This window comes from Sorangium sp. So ce1335 (assembly GCF_051521615.1).
In the GTDB taxonomy this organism is placed as follows: Bacteria; Myxococcota_A; Polyangia; order Polyangiales; family Polyangiaceae; genus Sorangium.
The window spans coordinates 792,544-811,387 of sequence record NZ_CP150363.1; the positions used below are offsets into that span (position 1 = coordinate 792,544).

Annotated in this window: 15 protein-coding genes; 9 read left to right on the forward strand and 6 right to left on the reverse strand. The window is 73.1% G+C overall.

Annotated features, from left to right (window positions below):
• Nucleotides 1-28: 28 nt before the first annotated feature.
• Nucleotides 29-829, forward strand: coding sequence for a hypothetical protein (locus WMF24_RS02865; protein ID WP_437734794.1), 801 nt, complete (start codon nucleotides 29-31; stop codon nucleotides 827-829).
• Nucleotides 830-908: 79 nt separating this feature from the next.
• Here WMF24_RS02865 and WMF24_RS02870 read toward each other — a convergent pair whose 3' ends face one another.
• A complete protein-coding gene (locus WMF24_RS02870) occupies nucleotides 909-1,886 on the reverse strand; it encodes a hypothetical protein (protein ID WP_437734795.1) in 978 nt (325 codons plus the stop codon).
• 386 nt (nucleotides 1,887-2,272) lie between these two features.
• Here WMF24_RS02870 and WMF24_RS02875 point away from each other — a divergent pair, with 386 nt between their 5' ends.
• Nucleotides 2,273-3,679, forward strand: coding sequence for a hypothetical protein (locus WMF24_RS02875; RefSeq protein ID WP_437734796.1), 1,407 nt, complete (start codon nucleotides 2,273-2,275; stop codon nucleotides 3,677-3,679).
• Nucleotides 3,680-3,740: 61 nt separating this feature from the next.
• Here the strand turns inward: WMF24_RS02875 and WMF24_RS02880 are convergent, their stop codons facing one another.
• On the reverse strand, nucleotides 3,741-4,712 hold the full coding sequence (locus WMF24_RS02880) for a tetratricopeptide repeat protein (protein WP_437734797.1): 972 nt from the start codon (nucleotides 4,710-4,712) through the stop codon (nucleotides 3,741-3,743).
• A gap of 476 nt (nucleotides 4,713-5,188) precedes the next feature.
• Here WMF24_RS02880 and WMF24_RS02885 point away from each other — a divergent pair, with 476 nt between their 5' ends.
• Together WMF24_RS02885 and WMF24_RS02890 are read left to right on the forward strand one after the other, a co-directional pair.
• Complete coding sequence (locus WMF24_RS02885; RefSeq protein WP_437734798.1) at nucleotides 5,189-6,892, forward strand: serine/threonine protein kinase; 1,704 nt, start codon at nucleotides 5,189-5,191, stop codon at nucleotides 6,890-6,892.
• Between the two features lie 130 nt (nucleotides 6,893-7,022).
• The gene (locus WMF24_RS02890) at nucleotides 7,023-9,212 is read left to right on the forward strand and encodes a bifunctional alpha,alpha-trehalose-phosphate synthase (UDP-forming)/trehalose-phosphatase (RefSeq protein WP_437734799.1); all 2,190 of its coding nucleotides are present in this window, start codon (nucleotides 7,023-7,025) and stop codon (nucleotides 9,210-9,212) included.
• Nucleotides 9,213-9,291: 79 nt separating this feature from the next.
• Here the strand turns inward: WMF24_RS02890 and WMF24_RS02895 are convergent, their stop codons facing one another.
• Nucleotides 9,292-10,920, reverse strand: coding sequence for a right-handed parallel beta-helix repeat-containing protein (locus WMF24_RS02895; protein ID WP_437734800.1), 1,629 nt, complete (start codon nucleotides 10,918-10,920; stop codon nucleotides 9,292-9,294).
• Between the two features lie 450 nt (nucleotides 10,921-11,370).
• Here WMF24_RS02895 and WMF24_RS02900 point away from each other — a divergent pair, with 450 nt between their 5' ends.
• Nucleotides 11,371-11,988, forward strand: coding sequence for a Maf family protein (locus WMF24_RS02900; RefSeq protein WP_437734801.1), 618 nt, complete (start codon nucleotides 11,371-11,373; stop codon nucleotides 11,986-11,988).
• Nucleotides 11,989-12,048: 60 nt separating this feature from the next.
• On the opposite strand, the gene WMF24_RS02905 is transcribed toward WMF24_RS02900, so the two are convergent.
• A complete protein-coding gene (locus WMF24_RS02905; protein ID WP_437734802.1) occupies nucleotides 12,049-13,083 on the reverse strand; it encodes a LacI family DNA-binding transcriptional regulator in 1,035 nt (344 codons plus the stop codon).
• A 245-nt stretch (nucleotides 13,084-13,328) separates the two neighbouring features.
• Between WMF24_RS02905 and mgtE the strand changes: the two genes are divergently transcribed.
• Nucleotides 13,329-14,663, forward strand: coding sequence for a magnesium transporter (gene mgtE / locus WMF24_RS02910; RefSeq protein ID WP_437734803.1), 1,335 nt, complete (start codon nucleotides 13,329-13,331; stop codon nucleotides 14,661-14,663).
• Between the two features lie 36 nt (nucleotides 14,664-14,699).
• Here the strand turns inward: mgtE and WMF24_RS02915 are convergent, their stop codons facing one another.
• Nucleotides 14,700-15,308, reverse strand: coding sequence for a hypothetical protein (locus WMF24_RS02915; protein WP_437734804.1), 609 nt, complete (start codon nucleotides 15,306-15,308; stop codon nucleotides 14,700-14,702).
• 218 nt (nucleotides 15,309-15,526) lie between these two features.
• Between WMF24_RS02915 and WMF24_RS02920 the strand changes: the two genes are divergently transcribed.
• The 3 genes from WMF24_RS02920 (at nucleotide 15,527) to purU (ending at nucleotide 17,794) form a co-directional block, all read left to right on the forward strand.
• Nucleotides 15,527-15,823 carry a hypothetical protein gene (locus tag WMF24_RS02920; RefSeq protein ID WP_437734805.1) on the forward strand — a complete coding sequence of 99 codons (297 nt, stop codon included), beginning with the start codon at nucleotides 15,527-15,529 and terminating at the stop codon, nucleotides 15,821-15,823.
• 124 nt (nucleotides 15,824-15,947) lie between these two features.
• Entirely contained in the window at nucleotides 15,948-16,685 is a 738-nt protein-coding gene (locus tag WMF24_RS02925; protein ID WP_437734806.1) for a histidine phosphatase family protein, read from the forward strand.
• Nucleotides 16,686-16,897: 212 nt separating this feature from the next.
• On the forward strand, nucleotides 16,898-17,794 hold the full coding sequence (gene purU / locus WMF24_RS02930) for a formyltetrahydrofolate deformylase (protein WP_437734807.1): 897 nt from the start codon (nucleotides 16,898-16,900) through the stop codon (nucleotides 17,792-17,794).
• Between the two features lie 86 nt (nucleotides 17,795-17,880).
• On the opposite strand, the gene WMF24_RS02935 is transcribed toward purU, so the two are convergent.
• The gene (locus WMF24_RS02935) at nucleotides 17,881-18,720 is read right to left on the reverse strand and encodes a hypothetical protein (RefSeq protein ID WP_437734808.1); all 840 of its coding nucleotides are present in this window, start codon (nucleotides 18,718-18,720) and stop codon (nucleotides 17,881-17,883) included.
• Nucleotides 18,721-18,844: the final 124 nt, after the last annotated feature.

Consider the following 18,844-nt stretch of genomic DNA (forward strand, 5'->3'; position numbering starts at 1 on the left):
GTCGCGGCGGCTGTCCATACCCGCGGCCATGTCGTCCCGAGAGCGCTCCGGCGGATCGGCGCCCGACGCGGAGGCCGGCGAGGACCCGGCGGCGGCGCCGGCGCGCGAGGACCCGGCGGCGGCGCCGGCGCGCGAGGACCCGGCGGCGGCGCCGGCGCGCGAGGGCCGCGCCGCGCGCTCGGGCATGAGGGCGCGCGTCGCCCTCGCGCTCGTCGCGATCGCGCTCTCGCTCGGCGCGGTCGCCGGCGTCGCCTTCCAGCGCTACGCCGCGGTGCACCTGCGCGCCCTGCCGAAGGTCCCGAGCTGCGTCCGCGGGGCGCGCGTCGCGCTGCGCAAGCCGGTCGCCGCCTCCGGCACCGAGCCGCGCCAGACAGCGTCGGGCGAGACCGTCTACCTCACGCTCGGCGAGGACCGCGCCGTCGCGTGCGCCCTCCAGCTCGACGAGGCGCTCGCGCGCCACCTCGCCGGAGCGCTGGCCGAGCACGAGACGGCGACGCGCGCCGCCCGGCTCGTCGAGCTCGTGCGCGATCGCGTCCCGGCGGACCCGGCGCACGATCGCGCGGCCTCCGCGGCCTACATGATGGCCTCGGCGGCGCTGCGCGGCATGCCCCAGGACGCGCCCGAGGTCCGCGCCGCCGCCGAGGAGATCGCGCTTCGCCACATCTGCCGCTTCGCCACGCGGCGCTCCTGCCCGACGCGCCCCCTGCCGCCGCTCACCGTGTGGCTCGCCGGCATCCCCGCCGCGCTGAGCCTGCTCGCGCTGCTCGGCCTCGGCCTCGCGGCGGCCGCGGCGCGTTACCGGCGCTGGGCGGAGCGGCGGGGCCGCTGATCGCCGGGGCGCGCCGCCGCGGCGTCGCTGCGCCATGACCGGGCGAACGAGCCCCTCGACCGAGGCGCGCCCGCGCGCCTCAGTCGAGCGCCTCGACGCGGAAGCTCGACTGCACGAGGCGGTGCGGCCGGGCGCCGAGATCGGCGACGTCGAAGCCGAAGCCCGCGCCCTGCTGGTGGATGCCGCCCGACTCGGCGCCGCTCGGCATCCGCACCGACGAGCTCACCGTGACGTAGACCTTCGCGCCCCTGGCGAACGCCGAGGTCATCGCGAGCGCGCGCCCGGCGAGCCGCGCCGCCGCCTCGCGCGCCACCAGCGCCCAGAGCGCCGTGGCCCCGGCCGTCGACGAGAGCGCGCGCACCCCGAGCACCAGCCCGGCGCCGCTCAGCTGCACCTCGAACACGGCGCGCGCCGTCTCGGGCGTCTCCGACGCGCGCACCGCGTCCGCCACCACGGACGCGATCGTGCCGGCGGCGGGCAGATCCAGCCCCAGCGTCTTGTCCCGATCGCGCATCGTCTCGCGCAGCACCTCGCCGGCCCGATCCATCGAGACCTCGCGCTGCGCGGGCGGCGCTGTCGGCGCCGCGGCCGGCGGCGCGCGATCGGGCAGCACGCCGCGGAGCTGCCACACGGGCACGCCGTCGAGCCCCGCGACGCGCGGCGGCCCCTCCGCGCTCGGCGGACCGCCGTACTCGGACGACGGCGCCGTGGCCGGCGGCGCCGCGGGCCCCTCCGCCGGCGCCGCGTCGGTCTCGGGCGGCGCCGGCGCCTCCCGGTCGCGCCGGTCGCGGCGCGCCGTCCGCGCGAGCTCCGGCTCCGCGTCGTCGCGCGGCCGCGCTGCCTCCGGGGCCGCGGGCGTCGGCGCCGCGCGCGCCTCCTCCTGCGTCGGCCGCAGCGGCGCGACCGGCTGCACCTCGATCTCCACCTCGTCGCGGCCCGCGCTGCTCGAGCGGGCAACGAGCGCCGGCGCCGGGCTGCTCGCGATGCGCGCCAGCACCGGGATGGCGGCGTGGAGCAGCGTCGCTGCGAGCAGGAAGCGGGCCTCACGGGGGAGCAAGCGCGGAGCACCTTGGTGGGAGCGCGTCAGGGGTGCAAGTGCGCGTTTCATCGCCGCCGTGCTCGCTCCAGCGCCCGCCCCCCACCTGCACGCCCGCGAGCAGATCCCGCCCGCTCCCCCGCTCGCCGCCCGGGCGCGCTCGCCCACGCGTGATCCAGCAGGACACAGAGTATTCCGGTCTCGCTCGAATCTGCGTGGACGGCACGGTTGCCGCTTGAGCTTGTTACCGTGCTGGTCGATGCTGCCGCCGCCACGGTGCCTTCCGGGCTCGCGGCAGGAGCAGAAACGCAGCGCGGCGCCGTCAGTGCAACGCGCTCACGGAACACGAAGCAGCGCCTGGCCGACGAGGGCCGAGCGCTACGTCCCCGTTGTGAGGAGGCGTTCAGATGAAGGGAAACGTGCGCGCGGACAGGTTGCCTGCGGACCTCTCGATGACGCCCACGCCACCGCCGGTGACCGTGATCCAGGGGCCCCTGGAGGGCGGTCTTCCCCTCGACCCGCCGCCCCTCGGCGCGACGCCTGCTCAGGACGAGCCAGGGCTTCTCCTCGATCCGCCGCCCCTCGGCGCGGCGCCTCCCTGGGACGAGCCAGGGTTTCCTCCCGGTGTCCACGGGGCGCCGGGCGATTCGCCGCTCCACATGGCCGGGGTCGCGCCGTACGGGAGCTGGTCCGCGCCCTCCGCGGAGGAGCGCCGCGCCCGCAGGTGGCACGCCCTCGCGGCGTTCGTCCTCGCCGCGGCGACCGTGATCGGCGTCGTCGCGCTCACCGCGCGCGCGATCGCCGCGCGGATGCTGCCGGGCGCCTCCGCCGAGGCGTTCCCCGCCATGACGCCCGTGAGCCGCGCGCTCCTCGTCGCGTCGCGCGCCGCGCGCGACGGCGCCGCGGCGCGGGTGCTCGTCGCGCCCGAGGTGTTCGCGCGCTGGCAGGGGTCGACCCCGCCCCCCGCGATCCGGCACGACGGGTACGCGTCGATCCGCGGCGGCGTGCTCTTCACGCCCGAGTCGTTCAAGCCCACCGGGTCGAGCTACGACCTCGTCCTGCACTTCCACGGCAACACCCAGCTCGTCCGCGAGAGCGCCGAGGTCGCCGGGCTGAACGCCGCCGTCGCCGTCATCAACCTGGGCATCGGCTCCGGCGCTTACGAGGAGCTCTACGCGCAGCCGGGCATGTACGAGAGCCTGCTCGCGGACATCGACAGGGCGGTCGCGCAGCGCGGGCTGCCGACCCCGCGGCTCCGCCGCGTCGCGCTCTCCTCGTGGAGCGCGGGCTACGGCGCCGTCGCGAAGATCCTGGAGCTGCGCCGCGGCGTCGACAACCTCGACGCGATCCTCGTCACCGACGGCATCCACTGCGGCTTCGCGCCGGAGCAGCCGAGCGGGTTGAACACGCTGCAGCTCGCCTCGTTCGCGCGCGCCGCGCAGCGCGCCGCCGAGGGGCAGATCCTGTTCACGATCACGCACTCGGAGATCGACCCGGTCACGTACGCCAGCTCCAGCGCGACGGCCAGCTACCTGCTCGGCGCGGCGGCGGGGTACCCCGTCGAGCGCACGATCGCCCTCGACGCGCCGCCGCACCTCCGGCTTCGCGCGGCCGAGGGCGCGGTCTCGAAGAAGCTCGAGAAGCAGATGATCCCGACCACCGAGGCGCACGTGGGCGAGCTCCACGTCCGCGGGTTCCGGGGCAACACGCCCGAGCACCACATGGCGCACCTGCTCCAGATGGCGTCGACCGTGCTCCCCGAGCTCGTCGAGCGCTGGAGCGTGGGCGGCGATCCCCGGCCCGTCGACCCCTGACCCCGGCGCCGACCGCCGCCCACCCGCCGCCCGCCCACCCGCCGCCCGTGAACGCGGCGCGTCAGCTCCGGCTCCGCGCCTCGCCGATCCAGGCCTTGATCGCCGCCGCCACCGGGTGATCCGGCCCGAGATCCGCCTCGGCGATCGCGAGCGCCCGCTCGTACAGCGGCAGCGCCGCGGACACCCGCCCCGCGGCGTGGTGGACCTGCGCGAGCCGGACGAGGGTCGGTCGGAGCGACGGGTGGGAGGCCCCGCCGAGCGCCTCCCGCGCGGCGAGCGCGCGCTCGTACAGCGCCGCCGCCTCGGCCGGGTCGCCGAGCGCCTCGCGCGCGGCCCCGAGGTTGTGGAGGATCGACGCGAGGAGCGCCCGGTCGACGGTATCGACGGTGTCGACGATGTCGAGCGCCCGCCGGAGCAGCGCCTCCCGCTCGGCGGCCGGGCGGTCCTCCTCCAGGAAGGTGGCCGCGTTGTAGAGCGCCTCCGCGACGAGCGGGTGACGGGCGCCGAGCGCCCCCTCGCGCAGCGAGAGCGCCCGCTGGAAGAGCGGCGCCGCCTCGGCGCGCGCCCCCTTCCGGCCGAGCAGCAGGCCGAGCCGGTTCAGCAGCGCCGACAGCTCGAGAGGATCCGGGTCGCGCATCCGGTCGTAGCCCGCCAGCATCCGCCGGAACAGCGCCTCGACCTCCTCGGCCTTGCCCTGCCGCTCCAGGATGGCGGCGAGCTGCTCGAGCAGCCTCGGCAGGGGCGGCTCGGCGCTCGCCCCGGCCGCCTCGGCGAGGGCGATCGCCCGCGCCGAGCTCGCCCGCGCCTCGTCCAGCCGCCCCTGCGCGAGCTGCGCCGAGCTCAGCGCGTAGAGCGGCCCCGCCAGCTCGGCGTCCTCGGGGCCGTAGATCGCCTCGGCGAGGGCGATCGCCCGCGCGCACGCCGCCTCCGCCTCGGCGTGCCGGGAGGCGGCCAGCGCCGAAGCCGCCTCGTCGAGTAGGCTCCGGTACTCTCTCCCCCTCCACCAGCGCCGCAGGGCGCGATCGGGTCGCATCCCCCTCTACTACCTCGCCCCCGCCCGCCGGGGCGAGCGCGCGGCGTGTGGGCGGGCACGGGGGCGGGGACGTCCGGCGACCGCGGCGGCGGGACCGCGCACGGACGGTCGGAGAAGGGCATCGCGCGGACGCAGAGCGGTGTAATCTGCTCGCAGGATCTCGTGGTACGGAGGTGGGACGCGGACGCTCGACGCCAGCAACTGGCGGTTCCCGTGGATCGGGGCTATGGCGCACGACGCATGGTGCAGCGCCTCCCGCACGGCGTGTCGCTGGGCCTCTCGTACGGTGGAACCGGCCTCGCGGACGGGTCGATCGAGGAAAGGTCGCCAAGGACTTTTCTTCCGTTTAGACTGCCCGAACGGCCCCACGCTTCGACGTCCCCCACGATCATGAGGTCAAGGCTCACGCATCGCGAGGCATCGATACCGAGGGGAGGGCTCGCCCGCGCCCGCACGGGGAAGGCGACGGAGTTCATATGAGTGCCAACGAAAACGTCGTCGATGAAGTAGCGCGCAGCGAGCCGATCGATCCGTTGCTCGGAAAGGTGCTCAACGGCAAGTTCAAGATCCTGTCCCAGCTCGCGACCGGAGGCATGGGCACGATCTATCGCGGCGAGCAGATCCCGCTCGGGCGCCCGGTGGCGATCAAGGTCTTGATCCCGAACCAGGCCTCGCGGCAACTCGACCCGAACTTCCACAAGCGCTTCTTCCTCGAAGCGAGCATCCTCGCGCGCCTGCAGCACCCGAACATCGTCACCGTCTTCGACTACGGCAAGATCGAGGCCGATGATCAGGAGCGGTTCTTCATGGCGATGGAGTTCCTCGAGGGCGAGACGCTCTTCCGGCGCGTGCGCCGGCAGGGGCGCCTGCCGCCGCCCGAGGCGATGCGCATCGCGCGGCAGATCGCGCGCGGTCTGCGCGAGGCGCACAAGCACGGCGTCGTCCATCGCGACCTCAAGCCGTCGAACGTCATGCTCGTCTCGAACGAGGACGCCGAGGAGGCTGTCAAGATCCTCGACTTCGGCCTCGTGAAGCAGCTCGGCGACGACTCGGAGGAGCTCACGCAGCAGGGCGCGTTCCTCGGCTCGCCGCGCTTCATGTCGCCCGAGCAGATCTCGCACGGCAAGGTCGATCTCAGGACCGACATCTACTCGCTGGGCGTGATCCTCTACCAGATGCTCTGCGGGAAGGTCCCGTTCGAGTCCGAGAAGTCGATCCAGATCCTGATGGCGCACCTGCAGCAGCCGGTGCCGCGCATGAAGGATCGGAACCCGGACGTCGACATCCCCGAGCCGCTCGAGGCGCTCGTGATGCGCTGCCTCGCGAAGGACCCGGACGGCCGGCCCGCGACGATGGACGCCCTCATCCAGGGCCTCGGCGAGTGCGCGCGCGGCATGGGCGTGACGACCGCCTTCGGCGGCACGCAGATCACGTCGTTCGAGTCGCTGCCCGGCGTGCAGATCTCGTCGCGTTCGTCCACGGTGCAAGCGCTCAAGGAGGCGGTCACGCTTCCGGCGCCGACGGACGACGACGCGAGCGGCCGCACCTCGGGCGTCGGCACGGGCCCGGGCGGCGTGGCGGCGACGGCGTCGGATCCTGGCAAGGGCGCGGCGGGCGCGCAGGACGCGCGCCCCGGCGGCGGGCGCAAGGCGGCGATCTTCGCCGCGATCGGCGCCGTCGTCGTGGCCGCGGTCGTCTTCGTCCTCACCCGCAGCCCGGCGGAGAGCGAGGCGACGACGACGCCGCCGACGCCGGCGCCTGGGCCTGCTGCGCCGACCGCCGCCGCGACGAACGAGCAGAAGGGCGCGCCGTCGTTCATGCTCATCATCGAGTCGATCCCGCCGGGCGCGGAGGTGCTCGAGGACGGCAAGTCGCTCGGGCAGACGCCGCTCCAGCTCTCGATCGAGAACGAGCAGGTGCGCGCGGCGCCTCGCCGGCTGACGCTGCAGAAGGAGGGCTTCCAGCCTTACTCCATCGTGCAGGGTCCGTCGGAGATGTCCGTGCAGACCGTCGCGAGGCTCGCGCAGGAGACGACGCCGCCGAAGACGGACGAGCAGCCGTCGCAGAGCTCTGGCAGCAAGCGGAGCTGGGGTCGGCCGCGCGCGCCGGCGCCGCCGCCGCCCACGTCGAAGCCGACCGCCGAGCAGCCGTCGGCCCCGTCGATCCGGATCGACCGGTAGCGATCAGGACGCGCCTGACACGCAGCCGGGCGCGTCCCGATTTCTCCGCGCGGGGCGGCGCGGCGCGTCCCTCATTTCGCCGTGCGTGACGGCGCCGTGAAGGCGTCCTGCGCTAGCTTCCTGGCTGCGCATGTCCCGCCTGCTCATCCTCTCGAACCGCCTCCCCGTGACCGTCCGCGTCGAGCAGGGCGACGTGTCCGTCGTGCCGTCGGCGGGCGGCCTCGTCACCGCGATCCGGGGTCCGCACGAGCGCCACGGCGGGCTCTGGTTCGGCTGGCCAGGCGACGTCTCGCGCCTCAGCGCGGCGCAGCGGCAGGAGGTCGAGGCGCAGCTCGAGCGGCTCGGCACCGTCCCGGTCCACCTCACCCCGACCGAGGTGAGCCACTACTACGACGGCTTCTCGAACGGCGTGCTGTGGCCGCTGTTCCACTACCTGATCGAGAAGGTGTACCTCGACGCCCGGCGCGACTGGGAGAGCTACCGCGCGGTGAACGAGCGCTTCGCCGACGCGATCGCCGCCCGGTACAGGCCGGGCGACAGGATCTGGATCCACGACTACCAGCTCACGCTGGTGCCGGCGATGCTGCGCCAGCGGATCCCGGACGCGCGGATCGGCTTCTTTCTGCACATCCCGTTCCCCGCGGCCGACGTCTTCCGGACGCTGCCGTGGCGCGAGCAGGTGCTGCGCGGCATGCTCGGCGCCGACGTCGTCGGGTTTCACACGACGGCGTATCGGTACCACTTCGTCTACTCCGCCGCGCGCGTGCTCGGGCTCGATCCCGATCTCGAGACGCTCGCGTACGAGGGGCGGAAGGTGCGGCTCGGCGCCTACCCGGTCAGCATCGACGTCGACGAGTTCGCGCGGCTCGCGCGGGACGAGGAGGTCCGCGCCGAGGCGCGGCGCCTGCGCGAGCGCGCCCAGGGGCGCAAGATCGTGCTCGGCATCGACCGGCTCGACTACACGAAGGGGATCCCGCGGCGCATGCTCGCCATCGAGCGCTTCCTGGAGCGCGAGCCCGAGCTGCGGAGCAAGGTGCGGTTCATCCAGCTCGCGGTGCCCACGCGCGAGAAGGTCGACGCGTACGCCGACTTCCGGCGGGTCGTGAACGAGCTGGTCGGGCGCATCAACGGCACCTACGCGACGCTCGACGACGTGCCGATCCACTTCCTGCACCGGTCGATGCCGATGTCCGAGGTCGTCGCGCTCTACCTTGCGGCCGACGTGATGATGGTGACGCCGCTGCGCGACGGGATGAACCTCGTGTGCAAGGAGTACGTCGCGTCGCGGGTCGACGACACCGGCGCGCTCGTGCTGAGCGAGTTCGCGGGCGCGGCCGCCGAGCTGATCGAGGCGCTCCAGGTCAACCCGTACGACATCGACTCGGTGGCCTCGACGATCAAGCGGGCGCTCGTCATGCCGCCGTCCGAGCAGCGCGTCAGGATGCAGGCGCTCCGGCGCCGCGTGCTGACGCACGACGCGCACCGCTGGTCGCACTGCTTCCTGAACGACCTCGAGCGCGCGAGCGGCGTCGCGCCCGCGGTGGGCGCGGCGCGGCGGCGCACGGACGCGCCGCAGCGGAGCACGATCGCGAGCGCGCGCAGCGCGCCGTCGCTGGTCGTGATGCTCGACTACGACGGCACGCTCGTCCCGCTCGCCGCGATGCCCGAGCTCGCGCCGCCCGACGACGAGCTCATCGCCGATCTGCGCCACCTGGCGGCGCGCCCGCGGACGCAGGTGCACGTGGTGAGCGGCCGGCCGCGCGAGGACCTCGAGCGGTGGCTGGGCGAGCTGCCGATCGGCCTCCACGCGGAGCACGGGTTCTTCTCGCGCGCCGCGCCCGGCGAGCCCTGGGTGGCGCTGCGCGAGGCGTCGCTCGACTGGAAGCCGAAGGTCCGCGACGTCCTCCAGGGGTTCGTCGACCGCACGGCGGGCAGCTTCATCGAGGAGAAGGTCGTGTCGATCGCGTGGCACTACCGCAGCGCCGATCCGGAGCTCGCCAGCCAGACGGCGCGCGAGGTGCCCGCGCGGCTCGAGGCGCTGCTGCGCGAGCACGATCTCGAGCTGATCCCCGGCAGGAAGGTGCTGGAGGTGCGGCTGCGCGGGGTGAACAAGGGGGTGATCGCGCCGCGGGTGCTGTCGACGGTGACGCCCGACGCGATGGTCGTCGCGCTCGGCGACGACAGGACCGACGAGGATCTGTTCGCGGCGCTCCCCCCGACGGCGCTCACGATCCACGTGGGCGGCGGGGAGAGCTCCGCGGCGTTTCAGCTGCCAGACCCGGCCGCGGCGCGGCGCCTGCTGCGCGCGCTCGTCGCGTGAGCGCGGGCGCTCGTGGTGTGAGCGCCCGCGCTCGTCGCGTGGGCGCGGGCGCCTGTCGTGTGAGCGCCCGCGCCGCGGATCACGCCCTGGCGCGGCGACCGCGCCGGAGGGCGGCCCCGAGGAGCGCCGCCGCGGCGGTGAGGAAGGCGCCCGCGCCGGCGGACGCGCGGCCCGCGAGCGGCCCGCCGACGCTGCACGAGCCCGCGTGGCCGGCGCAGGGGGCGTCGGCGCGCGCCTCGCGCTGCGCGCCGGCGTGCTCGTCGGCGGCCGCGTCGCAGCCGACGACGTCCGCGTCGCCCTCGCTGGCCTCGGCGTCGCCGTCGCTCGCCGCGGCGTCGTTCTCGAGGTCGTCGAGGTCCATGTCGATCCCGTCCGCGCGCATCGCGCTCGTGAACGCCGCGGGAGCCATCCCGTACTCGTAGGCGCCGATGTCGACGGCGCCCGAGGCCGGCCGCGACAGCGCCCCGCTGGCGGCGCGCACGGCGCGCGCGGGCGCGAACCGCGGCGCGGCGAGCGGCCGCGGGAACGGGCGCCCGGCCGGGCTCGGCGTCCATCCGGCGCCGGCGTCGACGAGCGGGCTGCCCGCCGACGGGCGGAGGTCGAGCGCGTCCACGTTCACGAACCCGGGGTCAGCGCCCTGGAGCGTGCGTGTCCACGCCGCGGGGATCGACGACGAGCCGCTCGGCACCCAGTTGTTCGCGCCCGCGATCAGGGCCTGGCCCGTCGCCCAGCTCGCCGAGCGGTCCACGTAGATCTCCACGCCGCCGCCGCCGCGCCGGTAGAACACGTTGTTGCTCATCTCGACGCTCTCGATGCCGTCGAACATCCGGATCGCCGCGTTCGAGCCGGGGGCGAGCAGGAACGTGTTGTTGACGAACCGGAAGCGGCCGAACGTCTGCCCCGTCCCGTCGCCGCCGACGCGCGCGACGAAGTGCTTGCCGGTCTTGACGAAGACGTTGCCGACGACGTCGGAGTCCTCGCGCGCGAGCCCCTCGTCCTGGCCGTCCGGCCCGATCAGCTCGATCTCGTGGTACTTCGCGCCCTCGATCCAGTTGTAATAGATCTCGTTCCGCTCGGCGCGGCTCTTCACGTTGTTGCCGCCGTTCGCGTCGTGCACGTAGCAATGCCGCATGCGGAACACCGAGCCGGGGCGCGTCTCCTCGTCGGTCGCGATGTAGATGGGGTGTCTCGTGTCGCCCGAGCCGGCGGCGTAGACTTCCACGTACTCCAGGGTGAGCGAGCCCGACTCCGAGTCGGCCCCGAGGATGCCGTGGCCAGGGCAATGGTGCACCGCCGCGTCGCGGATCGTGACGTCATGCGCCTTGTTGAACACGCAGCGGCTCGAGCCCCCGGTGACCTCGAAGCCCTCGAAGACATAGTGATTGCCGCCGAAGATCACCGTGTTCGCTCCCCCGGAGAGCACGGGGCGGCGGCCGTTCACGCGGACGCCACGGATGGTGATCTTCTGCGACTCGGTGCCCGATTTCTTGAAGAACACGTCGCCAGGGTAGGTCGCATCACCCTCGACCTCCACGACGTCGCCGGCAGCGAGGCGGGGGGCGACCGCCGCGAGGCTCGGATAAGGCTTGCCTCGGCCCACCTCGTACGTCGCCGCGCTCGCGGGGGAGGCCGCGAGCAGCACGGAGAGCCCGATGCCCGGCGCGACGAGAGAGAGGGTGAGGAGGTGCCTTGTGCTGAGTTGCTGCATTGCCCCAATCTCGCGTGCTGCGGAGTAGGGGCGCAAGCTACTTTTTAATGAAATGCATGATGCGTAATTAGGGACACCCCCGACGGCAGAAAGTCTCTGCCTTTCCTTCGGTGTCCCCCGGCGTTCTCCCCATTGCCGGCTCTCCCTGCCCGCGTTCGCGCTCGAAGGAATGGATGTAAATGGAGGTAAACCGAAGCGAATCGACGTGAAAGCACGAAGAGGGCCAGTCGTATTCAAGCGATGAACGGCACGAACATTGAATGATGAATTGGCCAAGAGAACCGCCAGGGACGCCAGAGAACCCGGGAATTCGCTCCTCGCGTTCCCGGAGCTCCTTGGGTTCCTTGCGGTTCATCTCTCTCCGGACGCCTTGCGAAAAGTGAGAGAGACGCGAGGCGCCGCGGACGGTTCCCCTCGGCACGCGCGTCGTTCCGTGCCATGGATCCGCCGATGTCCCGGGTTGTCCTCGCCTCCACGTCTCCCTTCCGGCGGGCGCTCCTCGATCGCCTCGGGCTCGCGTACGAGGCGGTCGCGCCTGCGTTCGACGAGGTCGCGCCCGAGGGGCTGCTGCCCGCCGCGTGCGCGCGCCTGTTCGCGGAGGGGAAGGCGCTGAGCCTCGCGCTGGCGCGCCAGGACGCCCTGATCATCGGCGCGGACCAGGCGCTCGACGTCGACGGCGAGCTCCTGCGCAAGCCGGCCACGCTCGACGAGGCGGCGGACCAGCTCGGGCGGCTCGCGGGGCGGGTCCACGCGCTCCACACCGCGGTCGCCGTGCACGCGCCGGCGGGCGTGCGCCGCGCGCCGGGCGAGCCGCGGACGCTGACCGAGATCGTGACCGTGGAGCTCCGCGTCCGCCCGCTCGACCGCGCCCAGATCCGGCGCTACGTCGAGCTGGACCGGCCGATCGGCAGCGCGGGCGGGTACCTCTTCGAGAAGCACGGGCCGTGGCTGTTCGACGACGTGCGCCACGCCGACGAGACGGCCATCGTGGGGCTGCCGCTCGTCCCGCTCTGCCGCCTGCTGCGCCGCTTCGGGGTCGATCCGCTCGGCGCGCCCGCCCGCGCGTGAGCGCGGAGGGCGCGCGGCCCCTCGGCGCGGTGCGCGCCTCGCCGCCGGGCCGCGCGGCGATCAGCGCGCGCAGCCGCAGGAGCGGCGCACGATCAGCTCGACCGGCAGCCGCACCTGCGGCTCGGCGGTGCCGCTCTGGATGAGCCGCACGAGCTCCCGGACGGCGTGGCGCCCGACGAGCTCCGTCGGCGCGCGCACCGTCGTGAGCGCCGGATCGAGGTGCCGCGCCGGGCCGATGTCGTCGAACCCCACCACCGACACGTCGGCGGGCACGCGCATGCCCTCGCTCCGCAGCGCGTCCATCGCGCCGATCGCGGCGCCGTCGCACCAGCCGACCACGGCGTCGAACGCCGCCCGCTCGCGGAGGAGCGCGATCGTCGAGGCGCGCGCCTCCTCGGCGATGAGCCCGCCGCGGCAGAGCCCGGGATCGACCGGGATGCCGTGGCGCGCGAGCGACTCCCGGTAAGCCGCCTCGCGCAGCGCCGCGTCCTCGCTGCCGGCCCGGCCCCGCAGGAACGCGATGCGCCGCCGGCCGTGCGCCTCGATCAGGTGATCGACCGCCGCCCGCACGCCGGCCTCGTTGTCGATGAGGACGCTGGGCAAGGACAGGCCCTCTGGCGCGGAGCGATAGAGCAGGACGGACGGGAAGCCCTCGGACGCGAGCCTCCTCAGGCTCGGCTCCCCCATGGCGCTCCCGAAGACGAGGACTCCATCGGTGTTGTGCCGCCCGAGCATCCGCCGCTGCGCGCCCTCGGACCGCAGCGCGATCAGGAGATCGTACCCCTCGTCGGTGGCCGCGCCCGCGACGAACTGGAGGAAGCTCGAGATGAAGTCGGTGCCCACCGCGGGCAGGAGCAGGCCGAGAGAGCCTGTCTTGCCCTGCGCGAGGCTCCGCGCCGCCGGGTTCGCGACGTAGCCGAGATCGCGTATCGCGGCGAGCACCCGCTCGCGCGTCGCCGCGCTGCACTTGCCACGATCGTTGAGGACCCTGCTGACCGTCGCCGGAGACACCCCGGCGTGCCGGGCCACCTCCTCCATGCGAACCGACGGCCGTGGGCCGGCGCTCGTCATGACCGCCTCAGACGAAGTTTTCATGTACATCAACAAGCCAGGATGAAGGCAAGCGCTTGCATCCTAGGGCACGCGGCCGATCCCTGTCAAACCGTATCAGGGCACGTCGGTACAGTTCGACTCTCAGGGAAAAGTTCGAGCAACGCGGTGGCGCGCGCGTTGCAGGCGCTGCGGATCGTGGATCGCGCCTGACACAGGGCCCTTCCGACTGAGCACCTTCTGCCGGGCGGCGCCGACGCGGCGGGCCAGGCGCGCGATGAGGTGAGGCGATGGTGGAACGCCCGCCCTCCAAGGGGACCGAGGCCCTCACGGCAGCCGAGCTATCCGCGTCGTGGTCGACGATGGAGGGCGACGAGCGCGTGCAGGCCTATCGGCGCCTGCGGCGCGAGGACGCCGAGGACTTCTTCCAGGGTCTCTCGTCCGCCGACCAGGCCGCGCTCCTCGCCGCGCTCACGAAGGGCGAGCGCAGGCTGTGGCTCCGCCTGCTCGCGCCCGACGACGTGGCGGACATCGTCCACGAGGCGTCGCCGGAGGATCAGGAAGAGCTCCTCTCGCTGCTCGACGAGCCGACGAGGCGGGAGGTGAGCGCGCTCCTCGCCTACGCGGAGGACGAGGCCGGCGGGCTCATGAGCCCCTGGTTCGCGCGCGTGCGGCCGGACGCGACCGTCGACGAGGCGATCACCTACCTCAAGCGGCAGGCGCGGGATCACCTGGAGACCATCTACTACGGCTACGTGCTCGACGCCGAGCAGCGGCTGCTCGGCGTCGTGTCGCTGCGGCAGCTCATGACCGCGCCGGGCCACCGGCGCGTCAGCGACATCATGAAGACCGACGTCGCGTCGGTCCACGAGGACGCCGACCAGGAGGCCGTGGCGCGGCGCTTCGCGGAGCACGATCTCGTGGCGATACCCGTCGTCGACGGCGAGGGGCGCATGAAGGGGATCGTCACCGCCGACGACATCGTGGACGTCGTGGAGGAGGAGGCGACCGAGGACATCCAGAAGCTCGGCGGCATGCAGGCGCTCGACGCGCCGTACCTCCGGACGCCGCTGCTCAGGATGCTCGGCAAGCGCGCCGGCTGGCTGTCCGCGCTGTTCGTCGGCGAGCTGCTCACCGCCACCGCGATGGGGCACTACGAGGACGAGATCGCCCGCGCCGTCGTGCTGGCGCTGTTCGTGCCGCTCATCATCTCGAGCGGGGGCAACTCCGGATCTCAGGCGACGACGCTCGTCATCCGCGCGATGGCGCTCGGCGAGATCCGGCTCGCCGATTTCTGGCGCGTCTGCCGCCGGGAGCTCGCGTCGGGCCTGGCGCTCGGCGGCATCCTCGGCGCGATCGGCTTCGCGCGCGTCGTGGCCTGGGAGGGGCTGTTCGGGTCCTATGGCCAGCACTACCGGCTCGTCGCGCTGACCGTCGCGATCAGCCTTGTCGGCGTCGTGACGTGGGGCACGCTGTCGGGCGCGCTCCTGCCGTTCGTGCTCCGGGCGCTCCGCTTCGACCCGGCGAGCGCCTCGGCCCCGTTCGTCGCGACCCTCGTCGACGTCTCCGGCCTCGTGATCTACTTCAGCGTGGCCGAGCTCCTGCTCCGGGGCGCGCTGCTGTGAGGCGGCGCGCCGCGGCGAGGAGGGCGCGCCGGCGCCCTACGGGCTGACGCGCGACGCGAGGTAGCTCGACACGGTCTCGCCGATGATGCGCGCGTCCTCGCGCCAGCGGCCGCCGGGCTTCAGCTTGTCGGCGTCGGCCCGGCTCAGCGACGTGCTCGGGTTCGGCGACGCCGTGCGGCTCGAGAGCTGGACCTCATCGAGCACCTTGCCGTCCGACGTGGTGATCCGGAGCGTCAGGATGATCTGGCTGGGGGACGAGGAGGCGACCGCGTAAAAGCCGGGGTTCATGTAGCTGACGTAGGGCCTGAGCACGTACGGCGCCGACCTGGGGTCGCTCACCTGCGCGACGTCGATGCCGTGGTCCTTCGCGGTTTCGATCAGCGTCTTCGCGAACTCCTCGTCGACGGACGCCTTGTCGCTGACGAACTGCCGGTGCTCGTCCGAATCCTTGCGGGCGAGGTACATGTCCTCGGGCAGGTCGCCGACGCGGAGGTCCACGAAATCGATGGGCATCAGGCCGAAATACCGCTGGCCCACGAACGTGTCGGGGCTCGCCTGGGTCACGACGCGCCAGCGCGGCGCGCACCCGGCGAGGGCCGCGGTAAAGGCCACCAGCGTGGCCGCGATGAGGCTGCGACGGTGCATGAGGGGCTCCTTCAGGGGGCCCGCCTTGTAGGCCATGTCCGCGCGCCCTGGCAAGCGCCCTCCGACCCGGACGGGGCAGCGCCCGCGCGGCGGGGGCGGCGCGGCGCGCCCGCCGCGCGGCGCTGTGCAAGGGGCGGACAGGGCCCGAGCTGGCCTGTGAGATGCAATGGCCATCTCGGACGATCGATGGGTGTTCCATCGATGGTGGAGGTGAGCTCATGATCCCGCATTTCGTGGCTGGTCTCTTCGGCCTCTGGCCGTTCGTTGTATTCCCGGTGCCCGCGGTCGACCCGCCGGGGGACGCCGGCGGCAGCGGCCCCCAGGAGGGCAGCGCCGCCGACCCGGGGAGCCCCGGCGAGAGCGCTCCGCGGTACGTCTATGCGATCTCCTGCGTCGAGGGCAGCACAGGGACGAAGACCTTCGGCTCGAAGGACGACTACTGCAGCGCCCTGCGCGGCGAGCAGGTCTGCTCGGAGAGCGCGGCGCTCCTCGCGTTGATCCACAGCTGTCCCTGAGCGCGGCCGCGCGGCGGCGGCACAAACGCTTGACATCCGAGGGGGGCCTTGCTCTTCCTAGCGTGCGCGGCCCGCCCGCGCGGCCCTCCCCTTCGCCAGGCTGCGCGCCTCGGAGGCTCTCATCGTGACGAACCTCTACCTCATCCGGCACGGAGAAGCGCTCGTCAACGTGAACCATATCGTGGGCGGGATGCGGGGGGACACCGGGCTGACGCAGCTCGGCGTCCTCCAGGCGGAGCGGCTGCGCGACCGGCTGGCCGCGACGCGCGAGATCTCCGCCGATGTCCTGATCGCCAGCACCTATCGCCGGGCGCAGCAGACCGCCGAGATCGTCGCCCCCGCCCTGGGCCTGCCGCTCACGCTCGACGACGACGTGCAGGAGCTCCGCCCCGGCGAGGCCGACGGCATGCCGGTCGGAGAGGCGATGGTGCGCTACGCCATCGATTTCGAGCGCGAGCCGTACCGCCCGGCGAGCCCCGGCGGAGAGAGCTGGGCTCAGTTCATGCTCCGGGTCTCCGTCGCGCTCGACCGCATCACCCGGGAGCACGAGGGGCGGACGATCGCCGTCGTCACGCACGGCGGCTTCATCGACGTCGCGTTCCTCCATTTCTTCAAGATGAACACGCTCTCGTTCCCGGTCGCGCACTTCGCCACCCGCCACACGTCGCTCACCCACTGGCAGCGCCGGCGGCGCTGGGGCCGAGCCGAGGCATGGCACCTCGTTTATTACAACGACAGCGCTCACCTGCGCGACGTCGAGCGGACAGTGCGCATCCCGTGGGCGGAGCTCTCCACGCTGGCTCCGAGGATCGTCGATGACGCGTCCGGGCCGCCCTCCTCGGAGAGCGGCGACGGGCACTAGCCCTGTCCGCCTCGGCGAGGTGACCTGCAGCTCCCCGCCGCGGCGCGGCGGCCCGCGCGCGCTCTCGTGCGCCTGCGCGCCGCGGTGAGCCTGCGCGCCGGGCCTGCGTCTGAGGCGCACCGGCGCGCGCCCGCGACGGCCGGCGGCGGGCCGGCGCCTCGCGCGGCTCCCACGGCTTGCGCGGCCGGCGCCGGGCGAGCTACATGACCTCCATGACGGGTCCCGTTCACGCAACGTTCCTCATCGCCGCTCCCGATCAGCCCGGTCTCGTCGCGCGGCTCGCGGGGTTCTTCTACGACATCGGCCTGAACATCATCGACGCGAGCAACCACACGGACGCGTTCACGGACGAGGGACCCCGCTTCTTCATGCGCATCGTCGTCGATCTGGCGGGTCTCTCCTCGCCGGTCGCGGTCACCGCCCTGGGCGGGTCGGCCACCCGCAGCGCGATCGAGGCCGCGTTCCGCGAGCTCGCCACGTCGCTCTCGGCGCGGTGGTCCGTGGATTACAGCGATCATATCCCCAAGATGGCGATCCTGGTCACCAGGGATCCGGCGTGTCTTTACGACCTCGTGCTCCGGCAGCGCGCGGGCGAGCTCCGCTGCGAGATACCGCTCGTCATCTCCAATCACCCCACGCTCGAGGCGGTGGCCGAGAGCTTCCGGATCCCGTTCTTCTGCCTCCCGATCACCCCGGAGACGAAGCCCGAGCAGGAGCGCCAGGTGCTGCACCTCCTGAAGAAGCACCATGTCGATCTCGTCGTCCTCGCGCGTTACATGCAGATCCTCTCCGAGCAGATGCTCGATGAGGGCCCGCCGGTCATCAACATCCACCACGGGTTCCTCCCCGCGTTCCAGGGCGCGAAGCCCTACCACCAGGCGCACGCGCGCGGCGTGAAGCTCATCGGCGCGACAGCGCACTATGCCACGCGGGATCTGGATCAGGGGCCGATCATCGAGCAGGACGTCGCGCGCGTGAGCCACCAGATGGGCCCCGAGGAGATGACGCGGGTGGGGCGCGACGTGGAGCGCCTCGTCCTCTCGCGCGCCGTGCGGGCGCACCTCGAGCGGCGGGTCATCGTCGAAGGCCGCCGGACTATCGTGTTTTAGAGCGTCGGCCGGCGGCGTCGGTCGAGGCCGCGCCAGAGCGGGGCGCGCTCTCCCCGGGATGCCGAGGAGAGCGCGCTGCTGGGATATCACGGATTCTGCTGCTGGCCGATCGCGGAGGTCTGGCCGTGCGCGAAGGCCCCCGTCTGCCCGATTCCGAGCTGCCCGATGGCGGCGCTCTGCTGCTGTCCGACGCCGAGCTGGCCGATGGCGGCGCTCTGCTGCTGCCCGACGCCGAGCTGGCCGATGGCGGCGCTCTGCTGCTGCCCGACGCCGAGCTGCCCGATGGCGGCGCTCTGCTGCTGCCCGACGCCGAGCTGGCCGATGGCGGCGCTCTGGCCGACGGACGTCTGGCCATAGCCGGCCTGTTGACCCGAGTGCTGACCCGCGTAACCGCTCACCCCGGACTTCGACGGGAACTCGCCCTTGCTGGGGCCGAAAGCGCCCTTGCTCGGGCCGACCTGGCTGCTGACGAGCTCACCCTTGCTCGGGCCAAATCCCATCTTGCTGGGGCCGAGCTCACCCTTGCTGGGGCCGAAGGCGCCCTTGCTCGGGCCGACCTGGCTGCTGACGAGCTCACCCTTGCTGGGGCCGAAGGCGCCCTTGCTCGGGCCAACCTGGCTGCTGACGAGCTCACCCTTGCTCGGGCCAAATCCCATCTTGCTGGGGCCGAGCTCACCCTTGCTGGGGCCGAAGGCGCCCTTGCTCGGGCCAACCTGGCTGGTGCCGAGCTGGGACTTTTCGGGGCCGAGCTGGGCCGTGCCCATCGTCGTGTATCCGCCCCTCGCCTCCTCGAGAGCGAGCTCGGCCGCCTCGACATCGTCGAGCTCGGCTTGCTCGAGATCCGCCTCGTCCGCGCCGAGCGCGCAACCGGCGGCCAGGGCAGCAAAGAGAAACGCAGGCACCAGCATCTTGCTATGCATCGACATGATTGGTCCCCCTGATGTCCGCGAGGGCCCACGAGGCCCGGACATCTCGGCTCACCGCAGAGCAGATGGTGTGCCTGGTAGGCATGTGCATACGTTTCCGCTTACAGGGTGCTTGACGTGGGCA

What these genes read in the sequence shown, in the direction of transcription:
- WMF24_RS02885 (WP_437734798.1), top strand. Translation starts at nt 5,189, where the DNA reads ATGAGTGCCAACGAAAACGTCGTCGATGAAGTAGCGCGCAGCGAGCCG.
- WMF24_RS02915 (WP_437734804.1), bottom strand. Translation starts at nt 15,308, where the DNA reads ATGCACCGTCGCAGCCTCATCGCGGCCACGCTGGTGGCCTTTACCGCG.
- WMF24_RS02865 (WP_437734794.1), top strand. Translation starts at nt 29, where the DNA reads ATGTCGTCCCGAGAGCGCTCCGGCGGATCGGCGCCCGACGCGGAGGCC.
- WMF24_RS02875 (WP_437734796.1), top strand. Translation starts at nt 2,273, where the DNA reads ATGAAGGGAAACGTGCGCGCGGACAGGTTGCCTGCGGACCTCTCGATG.
- WMF24_RS02880 (WP_437734797.1), bottom strand. Translation starts at nt 4,712, where the DNA reads ATGCGACCCGATCGCGCCCTGCGGCGCTGGTGGAGGGGGAGAGAGTAC.
- WMF24_RS02905 (WP_437734802.1), bottom strand. Translation starts at nt 13,083, where the DNA reads ATGAAAACTTCGTCTGAGGCGGTCATGACGAGCGCCGGCCCACGGCCG.
- WMF24_RS02895 (WP_437734800.1), bottom strand. Translation starts at nt 10,920, where the DNA reads ATGCAGCAACTCAGCACAAGGCACCTCCTCACCCTCTCTCTCGTCGCG.
- mgtE (WP_437734803.1), top strand. Translation starts at nt 13,329, where the DNA reads ATGGTGGAACGCCCGCCCTCCAAGGGGACCGAGGCCCTCACGGCAGCC.
- WMF24_RS02935 (WP_437734808.1), bottom strand. Translation starts at nt 18,720, where the DNA reads ATGTCGATGCATAGCAAGATGCTGGTGCCTGCGTTTCTCTTTGCTGCC.
- purU (WP_437734807.1), top strand. Translation starts at nt 16,898, where the DNA reads ATGACGGGTCCCGTTCACGCAACGTTCCTCATCGCCGCTCCCGATCAG.
- WMF24_RS02890 (WP_437734799.1), top strand. Translation starts at nt 7,023, where the DNA reads ATGTCCCGCCTGCTCATCCTCTCGAACCGCCTCCCCGTGACCGTCCGC.
- WMF24_RS02920 (WP_437734805.1), top strand. Translation starts at nt 15,527, where the DNA reads ATGATCCCGCATTTCGTGGCTGGTCTCTTCGGCCTCTGGCCGTTCGTT.
- WMF24_RS02900 (WP_437734801.1), top strand. Translation starts at nt 11,371, where the DNA reads ATGTCCCGGGTTGTCCTCGCCTCCACGTCTCCCTTCCGGCGGGCGCTC.